Origin of the sequence: Streptomyces sp. NPDC126499 (genome assembly GCF_040302485.1) — a bacterium.
Lineage (GTDB): Bacteria > Actinomycetota > Actinomycetes > Streptomycetales > Streptomycetaceae > Streptomyces.
On sequence record NZ_JBEOUO010000014.1, the window covers coordinates 98,286 to 120,320 of the forward strand.

17 protein-coding genes, 1 tRNA gene and 1 pseudogene are annotated in these 22,035 nt (G+C 71.5%); 6 read left to right on the plus strand and 13 right to left on the minus strand.

Annotated features, from left to right (window positions below):
- Window positions 1-71: 71 nt before the first annotated feature.
- Window positions 72-905, plus strand: a complete 834-nt coding sequence (locus tag ABTZ91_RS21760) for a trans-aconitate 2-methyltransferase (protein ID WP_352078838.1) — start codon at window positions 72-74, stop codon at window positions 903-905.
- A gap of 72 nt (window positions 906-977) precedes the next feature.
- On the opposite strand, the gene ABTZ91_RS21765 is transcribed toward ABTZ91_RS21760, so the two are convergent.
- A complete protein-coding gene (locus tag ABTZ91_RS21765; protein ID WP_352078931.1) occupies window positions 978-1,658 on the minus strand; it encodes a TetR/AcrR family transcriptional regulator in 681 nt (226 codons plus the stop codon).
- Window positions 1,658-2,641 (minus strand): fatty acid desaturase, encoded by a 984-nt coding sequence (locus ABTZ91_RS21770; protein WP_352078839.1) that lies wholly within the window; start codon window positions 2,639-2,641, stop codon window positions 1,658-1,660. Before ABTZ91_RS21770 ends, ABTZ91_RS21765 begins: the two co-directional genes overlap by 1 nt.
- Before the next feature lie 235 nt (window positions 2,642-2,876).
- Here ABTZ91_RS21770 and ppc point away from each other — a divergent pair, with 235 nt between their 5' ends.
- Window positions 2,877-5,606 carry a phosphoenolpyruvate carboxylase gene (ppc, locus tag ABTZ91_RS21775; protein ID WP_352078840.1) on the plus strand — a complete coding sequence of 910 codons (2,730 nt, stop codon included), beginning with the start codon at window positions 2,877-2,879 and terminating at the stop codon, window positions 5,604-5,606.
- A gap of 77 nt (window positions 5,607-5,683) precedes the next feature.
- On the opposite strand, the gene ABTZ91_RS21780 is transcribed toward ppc, so the two are convergent.
- The 8 genes and pseudogenes from ABTZ91_RS21780 to ABTZ91_RS21815 form a co-directional block, all read right to left on the minus strand.
- Window positions 5,684-6,439 (minus strand): LPXTG cell wall anchor domain-containing protein, encoded by a 756-nt coding sequence (locus ABTZ91_RS21780; RefSeq protein WP_352078841.1) that lies wholly within the window; start codon window positions 6,437-6,439, stop codon window positions 5,684-5,686.
- A 136-nt stretch (window positions 6,440-6,575) separates the two neighbouring features.
- Window positions 6,576-7,019: a hypothetical protein gene (locus ABTZ91_RS21785; RefSeq protein ID WP_352078842.1), complete on the minus strand. Its 444-nt coding sequence runs from the start codon at window positions 7,017-7,019 to the stop codon at window positions 6,576-6,578.
- A 33-nt stretch (window positions 7,020-7,052) separates the two neighbouring features.
- Complete coding sequence (gene pth, locus ABTZ91_RS21790) at window positions 7,053-7,649, minus strand: aminoacyl-tRNA hydrolase (protein ID WP_352078843.1); 597 nt, start codon at window positions 7,647-7,649, stop codon at window positions 7,053-7,055.
- A 94-nt stretch (window positions 7,650-7,743) separates the two neighbouring features.
- Window positions 7,744-8,334 carry a 50S ribosomal protein L25/general stress protein Ctc gene (locus ABTZ91_RS21795; protein ID WP_352078844.1) on the minus strand — a complete coding sequence of 197 codons (591 nt, stop codon included), beginning with the start codon at window positions 8,332-8,334 and terminating at the stop codon, window positions 7,744-7,746.
- Between the two features lie 286 nt (window positions 8,335-8,620).
- Window positions 8,621-9,595, minus strand: a complete 975-nt coding sequence (locus tag ABTZ91_RS21800) for a ribose-phosphate diphosphokinase (protein ID WP_352078845.1) — start codon at window positions 9,593-9,595, stop codon at window positions 8,621-8,623.
- A 122-nt stretch (window positions 9,596-9,717) separates the two neighbouring features.
- A complete protein-coding gene (gene glmU / locus ABTZ91_RS21805; RefSeq protein WP_352078846.1) occupies window positions 9,718-11,166 on the minus strand; it encodes a bifunctional UDP-N-acetylglucosamine diphosphorylase/glucosamine-1-phosphate N-acetyltransferase GlmU in 1,449 nt (482 codons plus the stop codon).
- Window positions 11,167-11,276: 110 nt separating this feature from the next.
- Window positions 11,277-11,348, minus strand: a tRNA-Gln gene (locus ABTZ91_RS21810).
- 28 nt (window positions 11,349-11,376) lie between these two features.
- A pseudogene (locus ABTZ91_RS21815) lies at window positions 11,377-12,080 on the minus strand (hypothetical protein).
- A 130-nt stretch (window positions 12,081-12,210) separates the two neighbouring features.
- Here ABTZ91_RS21815 and ABTZ91_RS21820 point away from each other — a divergent pair.
- Window positions 12,211-13,548 (plus strand): histidine kinase, encoded by a 1,338-nt coding sequence (locus ABTZ91_RS21820; protein WP_352078847.1) that lies wholly within the window; start codon window positions 12,211-12,213, stop codon window positions 13,546-13,548.
- A 31-nt stretch (window positions 13,549-13,579) separates the two neighbouring features.
- Here the strand turns inward: ABTZ91_RS21820 and ABTZ91_RS21825 are convergent, their stop codons facing one another.
- Both ABTZ91_RS21825 and ABTZ91_RS21830 read right to left on the minus strand, forming a co-directional pair.
- On the minus strand, window positions 13,580-14,080 hold the full coding sequence (locus tag ABTZ91_RS21825; protein ID WP_352078848.1) for an SUKH-3 domain-containing protein: 501 nt from the start codon (window positions 14,078-14,080) through the stop codon (window positions 13,580-13,582).
- Window positions 14,081-14,091: 11 nt separating this feature from the next.
- Window positions 14,092-14,613: a YwqJ-related putative deaminase gene (locus ABTZ91_RS21830; protein ID WP_352078849.1), complete on the minus strand. Its 522-nt coding sequence runs from the start codon at window positions 14,611-14,613 to the stop codon at window positions 14,092-14,094.
- Between the two features lie 292 nt (window positions 14,614-14,905).
- On the opposite strand from ABTZ91_RS21830, the gene ABTZ91_RS21835 reads away from it, so the two are divergent.
- The 3 genes from ABTZ91_RS21835 to ABTZ91_RS21845 all read left to right on the plus strand — a co-directional run bounded on the left by ABTZ91_RS21835 (window position 14,906) and on the right by ABTZ91_RS21845 (window position 19,992).
- The gene (locus tag ABTZ91_RS21835; protein ID WP_352078850.1) at window positions 14,906-15,907 is read left to right on the plus strand and encodes an HNH endonuclease; all 1,002 of its coding nucleotides are present in this window, start codon (window positions 14,906-14,908) and stop codon (window positions 15,905-15,907) included.
- 7 nt (window positions 15,908-15,914) lie between these two features.
- Window positions 15,915-18,827, plus strand: coding sequence for an SUKH-4 family immunity protein (locus ABTZ91_RS21840; protein ID WP_352078851.1), 2,913 nt, complete (start codon window positions 15,915-15,917; stop codon window positions 18,825-18,827).
- Between the two features lie 145 nt (window positions 18,828-18,972).
- Entirely contained in the window at window positions 18,973-19,992 is a 1,020-nt protein-coding gene (locus ABTZ91_RS21845) for a cellulose-binding protein (protein ID WP_352078852.1), read from the plus strand.
- A gap of 102 nt (window positions 19,993-20,094) precedes the next feature.
- On the opposite strand, the gene ABTZ91_RS21850 is transcribed toward ABTZ91_RS21845, so the two are convergent.
- On the minus strand, window positions 20,095-21,933 hold the full coding sequence (locus ABTZ91_RS21850; protein ID WP_407078005.1) for an MFS transporter: 1,839 nt from the start codon (window positions 21,931-21,933) through the stop codon (window positions 20,095-20,097).
- Between the last annotated feature and the right edge of the window lie 102 nt (window positions 21,934-22,035).

Sequence of the window (22,035 nt, forward strand, 5' to 3'; positions counted from 1 at the left end):
ACTATGGGGAAGAGACCGGGCCGGAACTCCGTTCCGCTTCGGTATCTCATTCCAGCAAGGGGGCTTCGAACATGTATTCCGTGGACTCGGCCGCGCCAACGTGGGACCCACAGCAGTACCTGCGTCACTCCGGACACCGCACCCGACCCTTCCTCGACCTGCTCGCCCGAATACCGCAGCTGCCCGACGGCGGCCGGCCCGCCCGGATCGCCGACCTCGGCTGCGGCCCCGGCAACGTCACCGTCCTGCTCGCCGAGCGCTGGCCCGACGCACACATCACCGGATTCGACCTCTCGCCCGAGATGCTGGAACGGGCCGAGAAGGACTGGGCGGGCACCACCGCGGGGGGCGGATGGCTCGACTTCCGGCCCGCCGACGCCGCCCACTGGACCCCCGACGAGCCCTACGACCTGATCGTCTCCAACGCGGCCCTGCAATGGGTGCCCAACCACCCCGAGTCCTTCGCCTGCTGGATCGACGGACTCCGGCCCGGCGGCACCCTCGCCTTCCAGGTGCCCGGCAACTTCACCTCGCCGAGCCACGCCCTGCTCGGCGAACTGTGCGAGACCCCGGAGTGGCGCGACCGGGTGGGGGACCTCGGCCGGCGGTTCGTCCACATCCTGGACGCCGCCGACTACCTGCAGCGGCTCACCGACCTCGGCTGCGAGACGGACGTCTGGGAGACCACGTACCACCAGATGCTCCCCGGTGAGGACCCCGTGCTCGACTGGGTCAAGGGCACCGCCCTCAGGCCCGTGCTCACCGCCCTCAGGGACGACCGGGCCGCCACCGAGGCCTTCCTCGCCCAGTACCGCGACCTGCTGCGCGAGGCCTACCCGCGCGGACCCCACGGCACCCCGTTCCCCTTCCGGCGGATCTTCGCCGTCGCACGGAAGGCCGCCTGATGTTACGGACGGGGGCGCCCCACCCACGTGCGGCGCCCCCGTCACCGGCGGTCGGCTCTCGGCGATGCCCGCTCAGCTCTTGCGATGCCCTATCAGCCGGGGCTTCTGCTCCAGACCGTCAAGACCGTGCCAGGCCAGATTCACCAGATGCGCGGCGACCTCCGCCTTCTTCGGCTTGCGCACGTCCAGCCACCACTGCCCCGTCAGCGCCACACTGCCCACCAGCGCCTGCGCGTACAGCGGCGCCAGCTTCGGATCAAAACCCCGCGCCTTGAACTCAAGACCCAGGATGTCCTCCACCTGCGTGGCGATGTCACTGATCAGCGAGGCGAACGTGCCCGTCGACTGCGCGACCGGCGAATCACGGACCAGGATCCGGAAGCCGTCCGTATAGCGCTCGATGTAGTCCAGCAGCGCGAACGCCGCCTGCTCCAGCAGCTCACGCGGATGGCCGGCGGTCAGCGCACCGGTGACCATGTCGAGGAGCTGGCGCATCTCCCGGTCCACCACGACCGCGTACAGGCCCTCCTTGCCGCCGAAGTGCTCGTACACCACCGGCTTGGAGACCCCGGCCTTCGCCGCGATCTCCTCCACCGACGTGCCCTCGAAACCCTTCTCCGCGAAGAGCGTGCGACCGATGTCGAGGAGCTGCTCCCGGCGCTCGGCGCCGGTCATCCTCACCCGGCGGCCACGCCGGGGCTTCTGCTGCTCGCTCGCGCTGCTGGTACTGCCGTCGATCGCCACGTCTTCCATCATGCCGCGTCTGCGGGCACGCGCTGCCGCCGGGCGTCGATCCGCTCCCTGGCCGGCCAGCGCACGTCGTACGCCCAGCCCAGCCGCTCGAACCAGCGGATCAGCCGGGCACTGGAATCGATCTGCCCCCGCAGCACACCGTGCCGCGCCGAGGTCGGATCCGCGTGGTGCAGGTTGTGCCACGACTCACCGCACGACAGCACCGCCAGCCACCACACGTTGCCCGAACGGTCACGCGACTTGAACGGCCGCTTGCCCACCGCGTGACAGATCGAGTTGATCGACCAGGTGACATGGTGCAGCAGCGCCACCCGGACCAGGGAGCCCCAGAAGAACGCGGTGAACGCGCCCCACCACGACATCGTCACCAGACCGCCGATCACCGGCGGGATCGCGAGCGACACGATCGTCCACAGCACGAACTGACGCGAGATCGTACGGATCGCCGGATCCTTGATCAGATCGGGCGCGTACTTGTGCTGCGGCGTCTGCTCCTCGTCGAACATCCACCCGATGTGCGCCCACCACAGCCCCTTCATCAGAGCCGGGACCGACTCCCCGAACCGCCACGGCGAATGCGGATCGCCCTCCGCGTCCGAGAACTTGTGGTGCTTGCGGTGATCCGCCACCCAGCGCACCAGCGGCCCCTCCACGGCCAGCGAACCCATGATCGCCAACGCGATCCGCAGCGGACGCTTCGCCTTGAACGAGCCGTGCGTGAAGTACCGGTGGAAGCCGATCGTGATGCCGTGGCAGCCGATGAAGTACATCGCCGTCATCAGACCCAGATCGAGCAGGCTCACCCCCCACCCCCAGGCCAGCGGCACCGCCGCGACCAGCGCCGCGAACGGCACCGTGATGAACAGCAACAGGGTGATCTGCTCGATGGAACGCTTGCTGTCCCCGCCGAGCGTCGCGGAGGGCAGGCCCTCCGCCGCGTCGGGCGCACCGGACGCCGGGGTCATCTCGGGGCTGATGGTCATACGTGTCCCTGGGGGGTCGAGGGTGGGGGGGTACGGAAAGATCGCCCGAGGCTACGGTCGCGTAACCTACGGCGACGTAAGTATGGCAGCGCGGCGGCACGCGGCAAGAGGGCACAAGCGGGACCCTCGCCGATGTCCAGGGAATGGACACCTATCCTGGGAGCGTCGGACAGCGCGGTCCGCAAGCCTCCAGTACCCCTCCAGACGTGCTTGAACACTGCAAGGAGCCGCACCTGTGAGCAGTGCCGACCAGACCTCCAACGCCAGCGCCGAACTGCGCTCCGACATCCGCCGACTGGGCGACCTCCTCGGCGAGACGCTCGTCCGCCAGGAGGGCCACGAGCTCCTCGACCTCGTCGAGAAGGTCCGCCGCCTCACCCGCGAGGACGGCGAAGCCGCCGCCGAGCTGCTGCGCGGCGTCGAGCTGGAGACCGCCGCCAAGCTCGTCCGCGCCTTCTCCACCTACTTCCACCTCGCCAACGTCACCGAGCAGGTCCACCGCGGCCGCGAGATGCGCGAGAAGCGCGCCGCCGAGGGCGGCCTCCTCGCCCGCACCGCCGACATGCTCAAGGACGGCGACCCCGCCCACGTACGCGAGACGATCAAGAACCTCAACGTACGGCCCGTCTTCACGGCCCACCCCACCGAGGCCGCCCGCCGCTCCGTCCTCAACAAGCTCCGGCGCATCGCCGCCCTCCTGGAGACCCCCGTCATCCAGGCCGACCGGCGCCGCACCGACCTCCGGCTCGCCGAGAACATCGACCTCATCTGGCAGACCGACGAACTGCGCGTCGTGCGCCCCGAGCCCGCCGACGAGGCCCGCAACGCCATCTACTACCTCGACGAGCTCCACGCCGGCGCCGTCGGCGACGTCCTGGAAGACCTCGCCGCCGAACTGGAACGCGTCGGCTTCGAGCTGCCCGCCGGCACCCGCCCCCTCACCTTCGGCACCTGGATCGGCGGCGACCGCGACGGCAACCCCAACGTCACCCCCCAGGTCACCTGGGACGTCCTGATCCTCCAGCACGAGCACGGCATCACCGACGCCCTCGAACTCGTCGACTTCCTCCGCGGCCTGCTCTCCAACTCCATCCGCTACGCCGGAGCCACCCAGGAACTCCTGGACTCCCTCCAGCAGGACCTGGAACTGCTGCCCGAGATCAGCCCCCGCTACAAGCGCCTCAACGCCGAGGAGCCCTACCGGCTCAAGGTCACCTGCGTCCGCCAGAAGCTCCTCAACACCCGCGAACGCCTCGCCAAGGGCACCCCCCACCAGGAAGGCCGCGACTACCTCGGCACCGCCGAACTGCTGCGCGACCTCACCCTCATCCAGACCTCCCTGCGCGAACACCGCGGCGGCCTCTTCGCCGACGGCCGCATGGACCGCGTCATCCGCACGCTCTCCGCCTTCGGCCTCCAGCTCGCCACCATGGACGTCCGCGAGCACGCCGAAGCCCACCACCACGCCCTCGGCCAGCTCTTCGACCGCCTCGGCGAGGAATCCTGGCGCTACGCCGACATGCCGCGCGACTACCGGCAGAAGCTCCTCGCCAAGGAACTCCGCTCCCGCCGCCCCCTCGCCCCCACCCCCGCGCCCCTCGACGCCGCCGGCGCCAAGACCCTCGGCGTCTTCGGAACCATCAAGGAAGCCTTCGAACGCTTCGGCCCCGAGGTCATCGAGTCCTACATCATCTCCATGTGCCAGGGCGCCGACGACGTCTTCGCCGCCACCGTCCTCGCCCGCGAGGCCGGACTCATCGACCTCCACGCCGGCTGGGCCAAGATCGGCATCGTCCCGCTCCTGGAGACCACCGACGAGCTCCGCGCCGCCGACGTCATCCTCAACGACATGCTCGCCGACCCCTCCTACCGACGCCTCGTCTCCCTGCGCGGCGACGTCCAGGAGGTCATGCTCGGCTACTCCGACTCCTCCAAGTTCGGCGGCATCACCACCAGCCAGTGGGAGATCCACCGCGCCCAGCGCCGCCTGCGCGACGTCGCCCACCGCTACGGCGTCCGCCTGCGCCTCTTCCACGGCCGCGGCGGCACCGTCGGCCGCGGCGGCGGCCCCTCCCACGACGCCATCCTCGCCCAGCCCTGGGGCACCCTGGAGGGCGAGATCAAGGTCACCGAGCAGGGCGAGGTCATCTCCGACAAGTACCTCATCCCGTCGCTCGCCCGGGAGAACCTCGAACTCACCGTCGCCGCCACCCTCCAGGCCTCCGCCCTGCACACCGCGCCGCGCCAGTCCGACGAGGCCCTCGCCCGCTGGGACGCGGCCATGGACACCGTCTCCGACGCCGCCCACTCCGCCTACCGGCGCCTGGTCGAAGACCCCGACCTGCCCGCCTACTTCTTCGCCTCCACCCCCGTCGACCAGCTCGCCGACCTCCACCTCGGCTCCCGGCCCTCCCGGCGCCCCGACTCCGGCGCCGGCCTCGACGGACTGCGCGCCATCCCCTGGGTCTTCGGCTGGACCCAGTCCCGCCAGATCGTCCCCGGCTGGTACGGCGTCGGCTCCGGCCTCAAGGCCCTGCGCGAGGCCGGCCTCGACGCCGTACTCGGCGAGATGTACGAGAACTGGCACTTCTTCCGCAACTTCCTCTCCAACGTCGAGATGACGCTGGCCAAGACGGACCTGCGGATCGCCCGCCACTACGTCGACACCCTCGTCCCCGACGAGCTCAAGCACGTCTTCGCCACCATCGAGGCCGAACACGCCCTCACGGTCGCCGAAGTCCTCAAGATCACCGGCGGCGAGAAGCTCCTCGACTCCAACCCCGTCCTCCAGCAGACCTTCGCCATCCGCGACGCCTACCTCGACCCCATCTCCTACCTCCAGGTGGCCCTCCTCGCCCGCCAGCGCGCCGCCGCCGAACGCGGCGAGGACCCCGACCCGCTCCTCGCCCGAGCCCTCCTCCTCACCGTCAACGGCGTCGCCGCCGGCCTGCGCAACACCGGCTGACGCCCTCCCGGCGTCCCGGCGCACATGACAGTGCCCCCGCGGGAACACCCGCGGGGGCACCGTCATGACGGGCTAGGTCAGTGCTGCTGCGCCTTACGACGACGGCTCACCAGGAACGCACCGGCACCCGCGAGGGCGACGGCCACGGCGGCCAGGATGCCGACGGGGGCGCTGGAGCCGGTCTCGGCGAGGTCACCCTCCGCGCCGCCGTTGCCGCCGTTGCCGCCGGCACCGGGCGCCGTGGTGGCGCCACCCGCCGGCGTGGACGCGGACGCCGACGGCGACGGCGACTCCGAGGAGCCGGGCGTCTCGGTGCCGGGCGTGCCGGACGGCGTGGTCGAGGGGGTGCCGGACGGCTTGTCCGACGGCTTGCCGGAGGGCTTGTCGGTCGGCTTGCCCGGGTTCTCCTCACCAGGCGGGCAGTCGGTCTTGAAGACCTTCTGCTTGGCCCGGCCGTTCTCGCCCTCGAAGTTCCAGAACAGCTTGTACTGGCCGTTCGGGAGCGTCATGTCCGCGGTGCGCTCGTGACCGTCGGCGTCGAGGACGAGGGTGCCCTCCTTGACCGTGTCGCCCTTCTCCTGCTCGTTGTTGGCCCAGGCCTCGATGTGCCACTGGACCTTCTGCCCGGCGTCGAAGCCGAACGCGTCGACGTAGAAGGAGCAGACCTTGGGCTCGTTGTGCTTGAGCTCCTCCCCGGTCTTGGAGTCGTGGATCTTCACGGTGCCGTTGTCGCCCTTGGGCTTACCGGTGGCGGAGGCGACCGGGGCGAGCAGCAGGGAAGCCGCGGTCACGGTGCTGACCACCGTGGCGGCGGAAATGAGGGTACGTCGCATAGGGCTGCTGTCCATCTGAGAGATGAGAAGGATGCCGTGGGAGGTGGCGGGGGCAGCCTATCCGTCGCCTTAAGTCACCCTTAACCCAAGGGGCATAACGATCCGGCCATCCCCCACAGCCACCCGCCCCGCCGCCCTACAACGCGAAGAACGCCCCCACCAGCACCGCCGCCCCCGCCCCCGCCAGCGCCCACGCCGTCCGCACCATCCGCATCCCGCCCCCGACCAACGGCGCCGCCAGCACCAACGCCCCGCCCAGCGGCAGCCACGCGTGCAGACCGCCACCCCAGCCCGTCCGCACCGCCTCGTCCGTACCCGGCTTCACCACCACCGGCAGCGTCTCGCCCTTCCGCGCCGCCACCGAATGCGCGATCCTCAGCGTGTGATGCGGCGACGCCGGATCATCCGACACATAACGCCCGCTGCACATCTCCTCGTTGCAACCGGTCACCACCAACGTGCCGTGCTCCCGCCCCTTCGGCAACAGCACATGCTGGGCCGTGTTCCAGGACGACCACGCGCCCGCGACCACGAGGAGCAGGACGACGAGGGCCACGGCGGCGTTACGGGCATGCGTCATGACCCGCGATCGTACAGTCGTACCCGAACCAGGTCAGGAGTTGTACGCCGACTGCGCCCGCTCCAGACCCTCCGTCACCAGGCACTCCACCGCATCCGCCGCCCGGTCCACGAAATAGTCCAGCTCCTTGCGCTCGGTCGAAGAGAAATCCTTCAGCACGAAATCGGCCACCTGCATCCGACCCGGCGGCCGGCCGATCCCGAAGCGCAGCCGGTGGTACTCCGCGCCCATCGCCTTCGTCATCGACTTCAGACCGTTGTGCCCGTTGTCACCGCCACCGATCTTCAGCCGCAGCACCCCGTAGTCGATGTCCAGCTCGTCATGCACCGCCACCACATGCGCCGTCGGCACCTTGTAGAAGTCCCGCAACGCCGTCACCGGCCCGCCCGACAGATTCATGTACGACATCGGCTTCGCCAGCACCACCCGGCGGTTCGCCGGCCCCGGCGGACCCATCCGGCCCTCCACCACCTGCGCCTGCGCCTTCTGCGCCCGCTTGAACTTCCCACCGATCCGCTCGGCCAGCAGGTCCACCACCATGAACCCCACGTTGTGCCGGTTGCCCGCGTAATCCGGGCCCGGATTGCCGAGGCCGACGATCAGCCAGGGGGCGTTCGCGTCGTCCGTCATCTGCGTCTCGTCTCCTCGTCCTCGCAACAGAAAGAAACGGGGTGGCGGACCGTTCCCGGTCCGTCACCCCGTCACGTCAGGCAGAGCCTACGGCTCAGGCCTCGGCGCCCTCGGCGGCCTCGCCCTCGGCGGCCGGCTCCTCGGCCTGCGCGGCCAGGATCTGGATGACGACGGCCTCGGGGTCCGTCACCAGGGTCGCGCCCTTCGGCAGCTCGATGTCCTTGGCGTGGATCGAGTCACCGGCCTGCAGGCCCGCGATCGACACGGTCACGGCCTCGGGCAGGTGGGTGGCCTCGGCCTCGACGGAGATCGTGTTCAGCACGTTCTCGACCAGGAAGGCACCCGGGGCCAGGTCACCCTCGGTCTCGACGACGATCTCGACGGTGACCTTCTCGCCCCGCTGGACCAGCAGCAGGTCGACGTGCTCCAGGAAGCCCTTCAGCGGGTCGCGCTGAGCAGCCTTCGGGATCGCCAGCTCGGTGCCACGGCCCTCGATGTCCAGGGACAGCAGGACGTTCGGCGTACGCAGCGCCAGCGTCAGCTCGTGGCCCGGAAGGGTCAGGTGGATCGGGTCCGAACCGTGGCCGTAGAGGACACCGGGAACCTTGGCGTCACGGCGGATCTTGCGGGCGGCACCCTTGCCGAACTCGGTGCGGAGGGAAGCGGCGAGCTTGACCTCGGACATGTGCACTCCTCGTATGTGTGGTGACGGATACGACTGTCACCCGGCCACGACTGCCGATGGCCTGCTACGAAGAGCGCGTCGATAACGGACCGCCGGACCCACATGCGGGTACGGCCTCCCTCGCCGAGCAACCACGACAGTCTAGCGGCCCCACCCGAACCGCCCAAATGGATCACGCCCGGCCGGAGCACGAGGGGCACGAGGAGCACGCGTAAGGGCCGCCTCCCCCTGGGAAGCGACCCTTACATCAGCTACGAGCCACGAGCCACGAGCTACGAGCCGAAGCTCACTGCTCCTCGAACAGGCTCGTCACCGAACCGTCCTCGAACACCTCACGCACCGCACGCGCGATCGTCGGCGCGATCGACAGCACCGTGATCTTGTCCAGCTCCAGCGAACTCGGATCCGGCAGCGTGTCCGTGAACACGAACTCGCTCACCTTCGAATTCTTCAGCCGATCAGCCGCCGGGCCCGACAGGATGCCGTGCGTCGCCGTCACGATCACATCCTCCGCACCATGCGCGAACAGCGCCTCCGCCGCCGCGCAGATCGTGCCCGCCGTGTCGACCATGTCGTCCACCAGCACACACACACGACCCTCGACGTCACCCACGACCTCGTGGACCGTCACCTGGTTCGCCACGTCCTTGTCACGACGCTTGTGCACGATCGCCAGCGGCGCGTCCAGACGGTCACACCACCGGTCCGCCACCCGCACGCGACCCGCGTCCGGAGACACGATCGTCAGCTTCGTCCGGTCCACCTTCGCACCCACGTAGTCCGCGAGGACCGGCAGCGCCGACAGATGATCCACCGGACCGTCGAAGAAGCCCTGGATCTGGTCCGTGTGCAGGTCCACCGTCAGGATCCGGTCCGCACCCGCCGTCTTCAGCAGATCCGCCACCAGACGCGCCGAGATCGGCTCACGACCACGGTGCTTCTTGTCCTGACGGGCATAGCCATACGAAGGAATGATCACCGTGATGCTCCGGGCCGAAGCCCGCTTCAGAGCATCGATCATGATCAACTGCTCCATGATCCACTTGTTGATCGGAGCCGTGTGGCTCTGGATCAAGAAGCAGTCCGCGCCCCGCGCGGACTCCTGGAAACGGACGTAGATCTCACCGTTGGCAAAGTCGAAAGCCTTGGTCGGCACGATGCCGACACCCAGCTGGTGCGCGACCTCCTCGGCCAGCTCGGGGTGGGCGCGGCCGGAGAAGAGCATCAGCTTCTTCTCGCCGGTCGTCTTGATCCCGGTCACAGCACTGTCTCCTCGACGGGTTCTCTGGCCGCAAAAACCCCGCGCTCCCGTGCGCGCGTGCGAGCCAGCCGAATTTGTGTGCACGTATCACGGTACGCCGAGTTCGGCGTACTCGTTTCCGGTCAGCTTTCGCCGGCGGACTTCTCACTGGCAGCCTGAGCGGCCTGCGCCGCGGCGCTCCCCGGCCTCTTCCGAGCCACCCAACCCTCGATATTCCGCTGCTGGCCACGGGCGACGGCCAGCGAACCGGGCGGCACATCCTTCGTGATGACGGACCCGGCAGCGGTGTAGGCGCCGTCCCCGATCGTGATGGGTGCCACAAACATGTTGTCCGAACCGGTACGACAGTGCGAACCGATCGTCGTGTGGTGCTTCGCCTCACCGTCGTAGTTCACGAACACACTCGCCGCACCGATATTCGTGAACTCGCCGATCGTCGCATCACCCACGTACGACAGATGAGGGACCTTCGTCCCCTCACCGATCACCGCGTTCTTCATCTCGACATACGTACCCGCCTTGGACCGCGCGCCCAGATCCGTCCCCGGACGCAAGTACGCGTACGGCCCCACGGAGGCGCCCTCGCCCACCACGGCCCCGTCCGCCACCGTGTTGTCCACCCGCGCGCCCCGGCCGACCCTCGTGTCCTTCAGCCGCGAGTTCGGACCCACCACGGCGTCCTCCGCCACATGCGTCGAACCCAGCAGCAGCGTGTTCGGCAGCACCGTCGCATCCGGCTCGAACGTCACCGTCACATCCACGAACGTCGACGCCGGATCCACCACCGTCACACCCGCCAGCATCGCCCGCTCCAGCAGGCGCGCGTTCAGCAGCGCACGAGCCTCCGCCAGCTGCACCCGGTTGTTGATCCCCAGGATCTCCCGGTGATCCGACGCCACCGACGCACCCACCCGATGGCCGGCCTCCCGCAGGATCGACAGCACGTCCGTCAGGTACTCCTCACCCTGACTGTTGTCCGTCCGCACCTGCCCCAGCGCGTCCGCCAGCAGCACGCCGTCGAACGCGAACACCCCGGAATTGATCTCCCGGATCGCCCGCTGCTCCTCCGTCGCGTCCTTGTGCTCGACGATCTCCGTCACCGCACCGGACACCGCGTCCCGCACGATCCGCCCGTAACCGGTCGCATCCGGCACCTCGGCCGTCAGCACCGTCACCGCGTTGCCGTCGGCCACGTGCGTCGCCGCCAGCGCCTTCAGCGTCTCCCCGGACAGCAGCGGCGTGTCACCACACACCACCACGACGGTCCCCTCGGGAGCCCGCCCCAGCTCACCCAGCGCCGTCCGCACCGCGTGCCCCGTGCCGTTCTGCTCCTCCTGCACGGCCGTCCGGGTCCCCGCGTAGAACGCGTCCAGATGCCCCTTCACCTGCTCCCGCGCATGCCCCACGACCACGACCAGGTCCTCGGGCTCCAGCTCACGAGCGGCGGACACGACATGCCCGACGAGCGACCGCCCGGCGATCTCGTGCAGAACCTTGGGGGTCTTCGACTTCATGCGGGTGCCCTCACCCGCTGCGAGGACGACGACGGCGGCCGGGCGATTGGCGCTCACGGGAATGCCCTTCGGCTTTCGGGTGGTGGACTTCCGAAGGATACCGGGGGGTACCGGGGCGGACATGAGTAAGGGTCCCGACCGGGGAGGTCGGGACCCGAACCGAGCAGCTCCCCTGCCAGGACTCGAACCTGGAACAAATCATCCAAAGTGACCCGTGTTGCCCATTACACCACAGGGGATGGCATAAGAGGTCGAAACGGACATCTGTCAGTCCCGTGCCTCGACGGCCTCCACTATGCCGTACCAGGAGCCCTCGATGCGACGGTACAGGTCGGCGCTTCGGCGAACGCGGATGGCGAGGCAGCCCTGGTAGCCGTCGCCGACGTTCTTGCGCACGGTCTTGGGGTTGTGGCGTTTGATGACCGGCTTGCCGAACTGCTCGGGTGCGGCACCTGTGACCTCCGCCCAGTACTGCTCGGCGGCAGAAGTGTCGGCAGTCTCGTGGATCATGATGTGGTACGCGTGCTGCTCCCGCTCCACGCCCAGCAGGTCGAGCCAGGCGATGAAGGTCCGGATCATGCCGGGGTCGCTGTTCACGAACGTTACCCGTTCCCGGCGGGCGTACGACTTGTCCTTGGTGCCCTCGGCCCAATAGAGGGCCACCCCCACCAGGAAGAGTTCGCGCTCGGAGAGTGAGCCCACCGCGCGCGCGGCGGCCTCCTTGGTGCGCTGTCGTAGGTCATTCCCTGGAGGCGGAGCTCGCGGGCGCGGGCGCGGAGGTCGTCCTTGGCGCGGGGGCGGCGGGTCCAGTCTGGTGGGGGTTCGCCCTTCACGAGCCTGTTCAGCAGGTCGTTGTTGTAGATCTGCAGGCGGTCGCGGATCTGGCGGAGGCTGAGGCCTTCGCGGCGTAACGCGACGGCTTGTTCGCGCGGGGTCTCGAAGTCCGCGTAGCGGTTCGTTTCGGGTGTCATGGGACGAGGTTCGTCCGGAATGCGGACGTCCGGGTCGAAAGTGCGGTCGATTCACCAGTTCGAGGGACTGGTGTGTGGATGCGTCGACGCGCCAGGAAAACCGGTGGCCCTCGCCCGTAGGGTGGAAGGCATGACCGCAACGGGGGCAGACCGGGACGCGGCGGGCACGGAGGTGGTCCGTCGGAGCTGGTGGTGGTGGGGGAGACGGCGCAGTGTGGTGCTGGACGTGGCGTTGGCCGTCGCGTCCGCGCTGGAGTGTGGGCTCGAGGGGGTCGGGTTCGCGCGTGAGGCGTCGGTGCCGGTGCCGGTGCCGGTGGGGGTGGTGTTCGGGCTGGTGGTGGGGTCGGTGCTGCTGGTGCGGCGGCGGTGGCCGATCACGGTGGTGCTCGTCTCGATCGCGGTGACGCCGGCGGAGATGGGCTTCCTGATGGGGATCGTCGGTCTCTATTCGCTGGCGGCGTCGGAGGTGCCTCGGCGGTATACGGCCGGCCTCGCGGGGATGTCGACGGTGGCCGTGTACGTCGTGACGGTGGTGCGGATGCGCCAGGACGTCGCGGAGGCGGACGCGGGGCAGCCGGATTTCGATCCGAGCGGTTGGTACGTGCCGGTCGTGTCGATGTTCATGACGCTGGGGCTGAACGCTCCGCCGGTGCTGTTCGGCCTGTACATAGGGGCGCGGCGTCGGCTCATGGAGTCGTTGCGGGAGCGGGCGGACAGTCTGGAGCAGGAGCTGTCGTTGCTCGCGGACCGGGCGGAGGAGCGGGCGCAGTGGGCGCGTCAGGAGGAGCGGACGCGGATCGCGCGGGAGATGCACGACGTGGTGGCGCATCGGGTGTCGTTGATGGTGGTGCACGCGGCGGCGTTGCAGGCGGTGGCGTTGAAGGATCCGCAGAAGGCGGTGCGGAACGCGGCGCTGGTGGGGGAGATGGGCCGGCAGGCGTTGACGGAGTTGCGGGAGATGTTGGGGGTGCTGCGGGAGGGGGCTGCGGGTGCTTCCGCGCAGTCGGTGCCGCTGGCGGCGGTGGGTCGTGCGGCGGCGGCTGCCGCCGAGGCCGCGGCGGAGGACGGTGGGCCGTGTCTGGACGCTCTGGAGGGTTTGGTGGAGCAGTCGCGGCAGGCGGGTGCGGTGGTGGAGCTCGTGGTGTCGGGGGAGCGGCGGCGGTACGGGGTGGAGGTGGAGCGGACGGCGTACCGGGTGGTGCAGGAGGCGTTGACGAACGTGCACAAGCATGCGGCGGGTGCGGAGGTCGTCGTGCGGTTGGCGCATCGGGAGGGGGAGGTCGCGATGCAGGTGGAGAACGGTCCGTCGGATGCGGCGGTGGCGGGTGCGGGGCTGCCGAGTGGGGGGAACGGTCTGGTGGGGATGCGGGAGCGGGTGTCGCGGCTGGGTGGGGTGTTCGTGTCGGGTCCGACGGACGCGGGTGGTTTCCGGGTGAGTGCGGTGTTGCCGGTGGACGGGAAGGTGTGACGGGGCCCTGTGGGGGGCGGGGTGCGGGGCGTCAGGGGGCCTGGACGAGGCGGGTGGGCTGGGTGCCGGTGATGAGGGTGCTCAGGGCGGTGTCGATGTCCCGGCCGAGGTACCAGTCGCCGGTGTGGTCGACGCTGTAGACGCGTCCTTCGATGTCCATGGCGAGGATGGCGCGCTGTTCGTCGTGGTCGGTTTCCTCGCCGAGGGGGGCGAGCTCGGTGTGGAGGGCGCGGCCGAGGTCGCCGAGGGTGCGGGCGAGGTGGAGCCCGGCGAGGGGGTCGATGCGTACGGTCGCGGGTGCTATCTGGCGGCCGTGGCCGGGGGCGGTGATGTGGAGGCCGCCGAATTCGGCCCAGGCTTCGACGACGGCGGGGAAGACGGTGTGGCGGTGTCCGGCGGGGGAGACGTGGCCGCGGAGGGTGTCGGCCCATTGTTCGGCGAGTTTGATGTCCCAGCGGCCGGGTTGCCAGCCGGCTTCGCGGAGGGCGGCGTCGACGTTGACGGGGAAGCGGGTGCTGTTGAGGTCGGGCATGGGGGTCGGGTTCAGCCGTTCTGGGCGCTGGTGGGGTCGACGGTGCGGACTCCGAAGTGGGCGAGCATGGCCGTACAGGAGCGGCAGGGCGGGGCGTAGCTGCCGTGGAGCGGGTCGCCGTCCTCGCGGATGCGGCGGGCGGTGAGTTTGGCGTGCTTGAGGGAGCGGCGGGCCTCGCTGTGGGTGAGTGGTTTGCGCTGGGCGCGTTTGGAGCGTGCGTGCTCGGCGGCGGTGAGGTGCCGGGAGAGCAGGATCGCTTCGGGGCAGCGTCCGGTGAAGCGTTCGCGCTGGCCGCTGGTGAGGGTGTCGAGGAAGTCCTGGACGAGTGGGTGCAGGACGGGCGGCTGGTCGCCGCGGGCGGCGGTGCAGGTGAGTGTTTCGCCGCGGACGGAGAGGGCCGCGCCGACGGTGGGCAGGATTCCGTCTCGGCGGTGGCGCAGTAAGGGGGCGCGGTGGGTGTCGGCGTCGCTGCCCCAGTTGAGGCGTGGGTCACCCTGTGTGGGTGGTGGTGCCGGTGTCGTGCTTGCGTGCATGGTGCTCGTCTTCCCCTCCTGCAATCCCCCGAGTTGCGTGAACAGCCTGCCAAACGGGGTGCCCGATGGGGAAGCTGGGGCGTGGAAACGTGCTTTCGGTGTGTCGGAATCATGGCGGTGCTGTCATGTCGTCGTGACAGTTGGTCACCGTGGGCGGGGTGGGGGTGGTCGGCCGGCATCTGGCCGGGTGGTGCGGTGGGGGCACCGCTTAGGCTGTGCGGACCAGCCGGTACGAGGTACCAGTAGAAGCCACGCGGCAGACGCCACAGCAGCCACTCAGGGGGCAACCGCCATGACGACAGGTCGGCTCGGCCAGGACACCGTGCCGCCGAACGCGGCGTACGCCGGGCAGGTCGTGCACTTCCCGGATCCGGTCCGGGCTTCCCGTCATCCGCGAGGGGTGCGGGTGGACGAGCGCGGCTACCCGGATTTCTCTCCGTACGCGCGTGCGGCGGCGGAGATCGCGGATCCTCCGGAGGGTTTCGGGGTCGACGAGCTGCGCCTGACGGATTACGTGTCGGCGAACGCGGCGTTGGCGGCGACGGGTCATGAGCTGTGGGACACGATTCCGGCGGTGGCGACGCCGCATGGCTGGACGTGGCATCACGTGGCGCATTCGCGGCGGCTTGAGCTGGTTCCGGTCGAGGTGAAGGCGCTGCTGCGGCATCACGGCGGGGTGGCGACGGCGGGGTCGGTGGACCAGTCGAAGCGGGGTACGCGGCCGTTGCAGGAGACCCGGCCGGTGCATTTCCGGTTGCCGAAGCGCGGGGCGGCGGTGTCGGAGCAGCAGGTGCAGGGGGTGGAGGAGGATCTGGGGTACCGGCTGCCGGGTGCGTATCGCGCGTTCTTGAAGGCGGCGGGTGGTTGTGCGCCGGTGGGTACGGCGCTGGACGCGGAGCTGGGGCTTCTGGTGGACCAGCCGTTCTTCACGGTGCGTGAGGAGGCGGGGGTCAATGACCTGGTGTACGTCAACAAGTGTCTTCGTGATCATCTGACGAAGGACTTCCTGGGTGTGGCCTTCGTGCAGGGCGGTCTGCTCGCGGTGAAGGTGAAGGGCGAGGCGGTCGGCTCGGTGTGGTTCTGTGCGTATGACGACGCGCGGGACGGTGGCGAGGTGGCGGCCGGCTGGACGGTGAACGAGCGGGTGGAGCGGTTGCTGCTGCCCTGTGGTGAGGATTTCGACGCGTTCTTGCAGCGGTTGGCGGGCAGTCCGCCGGAGCTGGAGACGGTGGCGAATCTGATGGTGGACGGTGGCTTCGCGCGTGCCGTGCCCGTGGTCCCGGTGGGGGAGTGAGCTGGCTGTGGTGACGTTCGCGCAGGCGCAGGAGCGTGCCGAGGAGTGGATCAACGGCGATGTGCCGGCGTATCTGCATCGTGAGGTGCGGGTGCGGGAGTTCGGTCTCGGTTTCGTGGTGTGGGCGGAGGACCGGGCGGAGGCGCCGACTCCGGACGGGGGCCGGCAGCGTCTGGTCATCGCGCGGGACAGTGGCGAGGCGACGTTGTGGCCGGGGTTGCCGGTGGGTGAGGTGATCCGCCGTTATGAGGAGGAGTACGGGGCGGCGGCCGCGGAGGCGGCGGCTCCGGTTCCGGCCCAGGCGGCGCGGGTCGATCTGAACCAGACGTCGTTCCTGCTGAGTCCGCCGGAGTGGCTGCAGGAGGCGGCGGACAAGATCGGTCTTCCGCCGGTGGCCTCGAACGCGTCCCAGGCGGCCGCGGACGCGTCGCCGGAGTCGGCCTCGCACACGCCGCCGCTGCCGATGCCGGGCGGCGGCGGGAGCGGCGGCGGCGAGGGTACGGGTACGGCTCCCGCGGGCGCGCTGCCGGAGGCTGCGCCGGTGGCGCCGGGGGCTGGGGAGCCTGGTGCCGGAGAGCCTGGTGCCGGGGTGTCCGGTGTTGGGGAGCCTGGTGCCGGGGCGGCGGCTTCGGGTGCCGCTTCCGGGGCGCCGTCCGTCGGGGGCTCGTCCGTCGGCGGGCCGTCCGCCGAGAGCCCGTCGGCCGACGGGGCGTTCGCCGGGACCGGGGCCCTCGCCACGGGCTCGGCCGGGGACTCCCTGCCGGAGGTGTCGGCCGCGCCGTGGGAGGCCGCTTCGGACGGTGCTTCGTCCGTGGGTGGTTCCGCAGGGGCCGGGTCCGGTGACGGGTCCGGGTCCGGGTCCGGTGCGTCCGCCGACGCGTCGGCGGACGCCGGCGACGGTGCCGGCGAGGCCGCGCCGGAGGTGTCGGACGCGCCGTGGGCGGCGGCTTCGGGTGCCGCCGAGGACGGCCATGAACCGACCGCTTCGGACGGCGTGCCCGCGCAGAGCCCCTGGGCCGACGCGAACGCCAGCGTGGGCGGTGCCGACGGCGCCGTGCCGTTGCCGGCGACGGTGTTCGCGCCGCCCCTGTCGGGGGCGGACGACGAGGACGCGCCGCCGCCGTCGGTGGGCCCGGACGCGCCCACGGCGCTGATGAAGGGCGGCAGCGCGCTGCCGCCGACCGCGATCGCGCCGCGGCTGAACACGGACGGCACGTTCGGACAGGGCGGCCCGCAGGTTCCGCCCGCGCCGCCGTCCGCGCCCGCCGTTCCCGCGACCCCTCCGATGGCGCCGCCCACGCCCCCCGCGGCTGCCGTTCCCCCCGCGCCTCCCGTTCCGTCCGCTCCCGGGGCCGCCGACATCGCCGACGCGGCGACCAGCAAGGCGCAGACGCCGCCGCCCGGTGGCTATGTGCGGACGCAGCTGGTGTCGCAGCTCGGGCCCGACGGCCCGCAGCCTCCCGGCCCGCCGGCCCCTCCTGGACCTCCCGGGCCCCCCGCCCCTCCGGCCCCGCCCGGGTCGACGCCGCCGCCCGCCGTGCACCAGGCCGCGACGATGCTGGCGCATCCGAGCCAGGTCGGTCAGCCGGGTCAGAGTGGTCCGGGTGCTCCGCCGCCTCCGCCTCCGCCGCCGGGTGTGCCGGGTGCCGGTGCCGGTACGCCGCCGGGCGGTGTGGCGCACGCCGCGACGATGCTGGCGCATCCGAGCCAGGCCGGGCAGCCGGGTCAGAGTGGTCCGGGTGCTCCGCCGCCTCCGCCTCCGCCGCCGGGTGTGCCGGGTGCCGGTGCCGGTACGCCGCCCGGTGGTGTGGCGCACGCCGCGACGATGCTGGCGCACCCGGGCCAGGCCGGTCCCCTCGGGCCGCCTCCGCCGCCGGGACCCGCGCCCGCGCCCCTCGGCGCGCCCGCGCCGCCGGCCTACGGCTATCCGCAGCCGCAGCCGACGGGCGTGCCGACCGTGGGTCCGGGCTACCAGGCCGTGCTGCGCTACCGCGCGCCCGACGGTTCGGAGCAGCAGATCATCCGCCGCTCCGCGCCGGGCACGCCGCACCCCGAGTGGCAGATCCTGCACGAGCTGCGTGCGATGAACGTGCCGCCGCAGCAGGTGCTCGAACTGCACACGGAGCTGGAGTCCTGTGAGCTGCCGGGCGGTTACTGCGCGCGGATGATCCGGGAGACCTGGCCGCAGGCGCGGATCACCAACATCGCGCCGTACGGCCGTGATCACGCGGGCCGTCAGCAGGGCATGCGTCAACTGCTGACGCACCAGGGCGAGTTGCACCAGGTCGCGGACGGCCCGGCGCGGCCCGCGCCGGTGCGGGCGCCGCTGCCGCAGGTGCAGCCGGCGCCGCCGCTGCCGCCGGACGCGGTGGCGCAGGAGCTGGCCGGGGCGTTCGGTCCGGGCATCCTGCGCTTCGACCAGCGGGCGGTGTCGAGGCAGGGTGTGCCGGAGCTGCTGGCGGTGACGCTCGTGTGGGCGGGTCTGCCGGCCGACTTCGGGCCGTTCTTCTGGGCGCAGCCGGCGATGCCGGTGGTGCCGACGCTGGCGGAGCTGGCGGCGCAGCGTCAGGTGCAGCCGGCGTCGGACGCGAGCTCGTATCTGGTGCTGGGTTCGGACTTCGGCCGGGCGATCTGTGTCCAGTACGGGACGGCGCACATCGTCGCCGTACCGGTGGAGGCGGGTCCGGGCGGGCAGCCGGTGCCGCCGCAGTTCGTGAACACCGGGCTGCCGGAGTTCGTGCGCTGCCTGGCGCTGCTCGGCCGGATGTGGCGGCTGCGGTTCGGGCTGAACCCGGAGCAGGCGGGCCGGTGGACGGTCGATTTCCAGGCGCAGTTGGCGATGCTGGATCCGGCGGCGCTGTCGTCGCCGGAGAACTGGTGGTCGGTGCTCCTGGAGCAGATGTGGGACGGTCTGCTGTAGTCGGTCGGCCCGTAGACGGGATGTGACCAAAGGCGCTCGGTGTGTGCTCACGTCGGGCGTCTTTTGTCCGTTCTTATGGCGCATCCTGGAGGGGCGGCGCGGAGTGCGCACAGGTCAGAAGCTCGTGAGGGAAGGGGCGTCAGGGATGGGTTTCGCGTTCGGACGGGGCCGGGGCTACCGCCCGGAGCAGGTCGACACCTACCTCGCCGCGCTGTCCGAGGAGCGCGACGGTGCCGTGGAGCGGGCCGAGCGGCTGACCGTGCTCGCCGAGGAGATGGCGGAGGAGCTGGCGCGGCTGCGGGAGGTGGTCGCGGGTCTGAAGCCGCAGCGGTACGAGTCCCTCGGCGAGGCCGCGCAGAAGATCCTGGAGCTCGCGGAGCAGGAGGACGAGCGGCTTGTACGGGCCGCGGAGGGCGAGGCGCAGGAGCTCGCCGAGGCGGCCGACGTGGCCGCACGCGAGGCCCGGGAGGCGGCCCGCGCCTACGCGGAAGAGGTGCGCGCGGCGGCCGACGAGGCGGCCCGCGCCACTCTGGAGCGGGCCGAGGAGCGCGCCGGCGAGCTGCGTACCGTCGCCGGCCGGGACGCGGAGGGCGCCAGGGACGCGGCGCGCGCGTACGCGGAGGAGACCGCCCGGCGCGGCGAGGAGCTGCTCGCCCGGCAGCGCGAGGAGCAGCGTGCCGTACGGGACGAGGCGGAGCGCGCGGCGCAGGCGGCCGCGGCCGAGCTGGACGCCCGGAACGACGAGCTGATCGCCGAGGCGGAGGGCCGCCTCGCGGAGGCCCGGCGCGCCCTGGCCAGGACCGAGGAGGCCGCCCGGCACGGCCAGGAGGACGCCGAGGCGAAGGCGGCCGAGCTGCTCGCGGAGGCGCGTCTGAAGCGGGAGCGGATCGAGCGCGAGACCGAGCGGGTGCTGCGCGAGCACGAAGAGGCCCGCGACGAGATCCACTCGCACATGGAGCACATCCGCTCCTCGCTCGCGGCTCTGACGGGCCGCGTGGGGGGCCCGGGGCCGGAGAAGCCCGAGGCCCGGGAGGGCGAGGCGCGGCCGGACGACGCCGACGCCAACACTGACACCGGCACTGTCACCGACGCCGACGCCGACGGCGTGAAGGACGCGAAGGACGCGGAGGTTGCGGCGGACTCGGAGGCCCCGGAGGGCCGGTGAGGTCCGGAGGAACCCGGGACAACCCGCGAAGAACCCGGAAGGGCCGGGACCGGAGTCCGGTCCCGGCCCTTCCGGGCGTCGGAGGCGGGGGTCAGGGCGCCCTCAAGAGGCGTCCTCGTCCCGGTCCCCGCGCTCGCCGTCCTCCAGGACCGGGAAGCGGCGCGGCGCGAGGGTGAGCAGGGCCAGGATGGCGAGGGCGGCGGCGGCCGCGGCGCCGAGGTGGACGTAGTCGACGGCCGCGTCGACCGCCCGGCGCAGATGGTCGGCGGCCGGGCCGGTGAGCGCGCCCGGGGTCTCCAGGGCGCGGACCAGCCCGTCCAGGTCCGCGCCTCCTCCGCCTCCAGTGCCCCCACCGCTTCCCTCGCCGAGCCGCGCGGCCAGGACCCCGTTGGCGACGGCGCCGAACAGGGCCGCGCCGACGCTCTGGCCGACCTGGCGGACGAAGAGGACGGAGGCGGTGGTCGTGCCCCGTTCCTCGTAGGGGACGGTCGACTGGACCCCGACGATCAGCGGCAGCTGGAAGAAGCCGAGCGCCCCGCCGAGCAGCAGCATCAGCAGCGCCGGCTGCCACGGCTCGCCGGGGAAGGGCAGCAGCGGGAACGCGAGCAGCACCAGGAGCGCGAGGCCCATGCCGAGCAGGGCGGTCTGGCGGAAGCCGATGCGGGTGTAGACCCGGTTGGAGAGGGCGGCCGTGACCGGCCAGCTCAGGGTCATCGCGGAGAGCACGAAACCGGCGGCGATCGGGCCGAGGCCGAGCACGGCCTGCGCGTACGTGGGCAGGAAGACGGTCGGCGCGACCATGAGCAGCCCGAGCGCGCCGAGGGCCACGTTGACGGCGGCGATGGTGCGGCGGCGCCACACCCAGCCGGGGATGATCGGTTCCGCGGCCCGGCGTTCGATGAGGACGGTCAGCGCGGCGAGCGCGGCCGACCCGCCGAACAGGCCGAGCGAGGGCGCCGACAGCCAGGGCCAGGCGACTCCGCCCTGGACGAGGGCGGTCAGCAGGAGGGTGCCGGTGCCGAAGATGGCGAGGGCGCCGGCCCAGTCGACGGAGACCCGCGGCCGGGCCGCCCCGGACCGCGGTGACCGCCGGGGCCACCACCGCACGGGCCACCACCACCCGGGCCGCCGGCCGGACCGGTCCGCACCCCGGTCCCGTACGGGCTCGGCCGCCCCACCCCGTACGGGACCCGCCTCGACCCCCGTTCCGGTCACGCCACCCCGTACGGGCCCGTCCGCCCCACCCCGTACGGGACCCGCCTCGACCCCCGTTCCGGTCACGCCACCCCGTACGGGCCCGTCCGCCGCGCCCCGTACGGGACCCGCCCCCGGCGCCGGGCGGCGGCCCGGTTCGACCAGGTGGCGGGCGATCAGCCACAGCGCCGCCGCCCCCACCGGCAGGTTGATCAGGAAGATCCAGCGCCAGTCCGCGTACCCGGCGAGCAGGCCGCCCGCCGCCGGGCCCGCCACGGCGGAGGTGGCCCACACGGAGGAGAGCCGGGCCTGGATGCGGGGACGTTCCTTCAGCGGGTAGAGGTCGGCGGCGAGCGTCTGGACCGTGCCCTGGAGGGCGCCGCCGCCCAGGCCCTGGACCACGCGGAAGGCGATCAGGGAGCCCATGTTCCAGGCGGAGGCGCACAGCAGGGAGCCGACCAGGAAGAGCACGATGCCCGCGATCAGGACCGGCTTGCGCCCGAAGGTGTCGCTGAGCTTCCCGTACACCGGCAGCGTCACCGTCACGGCGAGCAGATAGCCGGAGAACAGCCAGGAGAAGACCGACAGGCCGCCGAGGTCGCCGACGATCTGCGGCACGGCCGTGGCGACGATCGTGCCGTCGAGCGCGGCGAGCGCCATGCCCAGCATCAGCGCGGCGACGACCGGCCCGCGCCGTGTGGCGCCCGCCCTCGGCGGCGCCGCCCTCCCCGTGGTCGCCTCGGCCATCCGGCCCCGCCCCTCTCTCCGACCCGTCGGATGCTTCGTACATCTAAGTGCGCCCGGGGCAGCCTCTCACTCGGACCGGGGGAGGAGGAACCCCTAGGGGTG